The sequence below is a fragment of the Chamaesiphon polymorphus CCALA 037 genome (genome assembly GCF_003003845.1).
In the GTDB taxonomy this organism is placed as follows: Bacteria; Cyanobacteriota; Cyanobacteriia; order Cyanobacteriales; family Chamaesiphonaceae; genus Chamaesiphon; species Chamaesiphon polymorphus.
Genome location: NZ_PVWO01000652.1, coordinates 1 through 2,677 on the forward strand (window position 1 = coordinate 1; position 2,677 = coordinate 2,677).

A 2,677-nucleotide genomic window follows, 5' to 3' on the forward strand; every position below is an offset into this window, starting at 1 on the left:
CCTCAAATCAGCAACGCCAATCGTCCATCGTTAGGAAAAGCGTTGGGGACGCTCGATCCAAACATCCCAAATTTTGGTAGCAAGCAGCGGCGCGAATAGGAGTAGAACCAAACCAATTGCCATCAACCGACCTTGGAACAAGTTGTAGTCAGCCGCGATTTGCGCCCAGGAATATCCGAATGCCCAGCGTCCCAAGGCAACTTCAAACGTCACTGTCAGCAGCATCCACAAGACTCCCACGCTCATCAGTCGCGCCAAACTATTGGCATTGAGCCAACGGATAAAGATCGTCGCGATCGTCAGAATTAGCAGCGATCCGGTGATAAATGAAAGTTGGTGTGCCCGCAGATCGCCTAATAATGGCACTAACCACAGAGTGCGAATCGTCCCGTTCAGGCTTTCGATCGTAATAAAAATCAGCCAAATTGCAATACTTCTCAGGAATATCATGCTTAACTCTCGATCTCTAATTGCACGCATATCTTTTAATTTTGCTAACTGAAGGTTACGTGCTAGTCGGTTGCATCGCGGCAACTTGTTGGTAGATAAATAACTTGAGGTTGGGGTGTGCCTCATAATCAAAGCCCATCGTCAGCCCCAATTCCACTACCTGCTCTGGTGTCAAATTTCGATCTCTGGCAATTTCCAACAACGCGATCGCACTCGCTCGCCGTGAATAAGCAAAATAAATGAGGATCGGTGCGTTGAAAATATTTCATAATTTACGATCCTCCTAACTGCTATTCTTTTTCCCGATCGACTCTCCGATCGTTTCAATTTTACGAACAGAATTTGAGGAACTTGCGATTATTTTCACAGCAAGAAGTAACTAAAATCGATGAGAATTGTCTGACGATCCTAACAATTTTCAATACCTATTTGCGATCGTCGATTCTCTTGCAGAGAGGCTTCGCCAACGAGCCGCGATAGCGATGGTAAGCCGCACAAGCCCCTCCGATGACACCATCGGCGCACCCAAAGGATGTTCTGGCGTACAGCGCGTACCAAAAGCCGGACAATCTTGGGGTTGCTGAATGCCCTGCAAAATTTGACCGCTGATACATTCTGAAGCTGTAATAGATCGGGGTGCAGATAACGGTACTAATCCTTTTTTTAAGGCATCAAACGCCGCATAGTTCGATCGCAAGCCCAAACCGCTTTGGGGACGATTACCCAAGCCGCGCCACTGTTGCGGGACTACTTCAAAGACTGCTTGAATAAGTTGTTGAGCGATCGGATTTCCCTGCGATCGTACCGATCGAGTATATTGGTTTTCGACTCGTGCCTAGTTGTTAGACAGATCCCAACCCAGTGCCAGTTGGCCGGATAGCTTGCGCTGAGCCTCCTCCCGCAGTGGGTGATAGCGGACTCCCTGCACATCGCGGAACAATTTCTCCATTCCCAGCTTGCGATAGAAAGCACTACCCCCGGCAATTTCCATTGCCAGATCCAGTACATTTAGGGCGGCTTTGGCGACGAGCGTTCGTCCAGTCATAATCTGATTCGTCGTGTTAAAACCAGGTTGACTAGTTGTGGCGGTAGAAATCATGTGTCCGAGTGCCAAATTTGCCGCCATCATTTCATTTTCTAAACCTCCCACCATATAGCAAAGATGTTCGTCAGTGCGCCGTTGCATTGCCAGTTCGATCGCGCGATCGCGTGCCGCTGCTGCCACCCCGACATAAACGGAATAAATCAACGGGAAGGCAATCATCGTGATGATGTGAAATAGTGGATGCCATTTACCTGGTTCTCGCCGCAAAGTCACCGCTGCATCCGGCACAAACACATCAGAGAATATGACATCATGGGAGCCAGTGCCGCGCATTCCCATTGCCTGCCAAGTCGTTTCGATGGCAACGCCCTGTGCGTTCATGGGAACTGCAAAATGCAACACTGTAGCTCCGTTCTCTGTGTCTCGATCGATAGCACTTGTCAATAATAAATTCGCAGCAGGCGCGCCACTGGCAAACACTTTCCGCGCATTGACCACAAAGCCACCCTCAACTTTTACCGCCGTGCCACCGCTCTGGAGCCAATCCGAACCCCCACTGGAGAGCAGCACAATGTGCTCGTTCGCAACTCGCTTGAGCAATCCATCGACGGGGGCATTCTGGTTGTGCCACCGCCAGGTGGCTACCATCACCTGATGGGTATGCATCGAAAAAGCCAGTGCCGTCGAACTGCAATAGCCACCTAAGATCCGCAACACCGCACAGAGATCGGCATGGCTGGCTCCACCACCACCTAATTCGATCGGGACTCCCGCAGCAATTAATCCATTCGATCGCAATTTGGCAATGTTATCGGCAACAAATAAGTCAGTTTCATCTGCTTCAATATCTCTGGCGGCAAACTCTTTTCCTAAAGATTCTGCTAGCGACAACCAATCTATCTCCTGCTGCGGCATCATAGCCGTAGTTGGTAATTCTGACATCTTCAATGCTCCCTTTAAATCTTTTTAGACTCAGTTTAGATTGAAAATATGAAATTTTTGTGAGCATCTACTGCAACAATTTCGATCGGCTTTTAACTGGGTGAGGTCGATAAGTTTGAATCGCCTTCATCTACTGCACCCGCTCGAACTCGCTAGGAGTGGGGCAAGCAGCCTGACTCATTGTGCCTTGAAGTTGGCGCACAGAATGGTACTCATGCTCCTCTAGCCACCGTTCTAGTT

Annotated in this window: 3 protein-coding genes and 1 pseudogene; all 4 read right to left on the bottom strand. The window is 49.2% G+C overall.

The features are described from left to right. Window positions 1–30: 30 nt before the first annotated feature. Window positions 31–480 (bottom strand): hypothetical protein, encoded by a 450-nt coding sequence (locus C7B77_RS27790; RefSeq protein WP_245894488.1) that lies wholly within the window; start codon window positions 478–480, stop codon window positions 31–33. A 25-nt stretch (window positions 481–505) separates the two neighbouring features. Next, window positions 506–649 carry a hypothetical protein gene (locus C7B77_RS30540; protein WP_181244060.1) on the bottom strand — a complete coding sequence of 48 codons (144 nt, stop codon included), beginning with the start codon at window positions 647–649 and terminating at the stop codon, window positions 506–508. 226 nt (window positions 650–875) lie between these two features. Further along, window positions 876–1,279: pseudogene (locus tag C7B77_RS27795) on the bottom strand (hydrogenase formation protein HypD); the annotation flags it as partial. 6 nt (window positions 1,280–1,285) lie between these two features. Continuing rightward, on the bottom strand, window positions 1,286–2,437 hold the full coding sequence (locus C7B77_RS27800; protein WP_245894489.1) for an acyl-CoA dehydrogenase family protein: 1,152 nt from the start codon (window positions 2,435–2,437) through the stop codon (window positions 1,286–1,288). Window positions 2,438–2,677: the final 240 nt, after the last annotated feature.

Coding starts and splice junctions, on each gene's coding strand:
- C7B77_RS27790 (WP_245894488.1), bottom strand. CDS start 480: ATGCGTGCAATTAGAGATCGAGAGTTAAGCATGATATTCCTGAGAAGT.
- C7B77_RS27800 (WP_245894489.1), bottom strand. CDS start 2,437: ATGTCAGAATTACCAACTACGGCTATGATGCCGCAGCAGGAGATAGAT.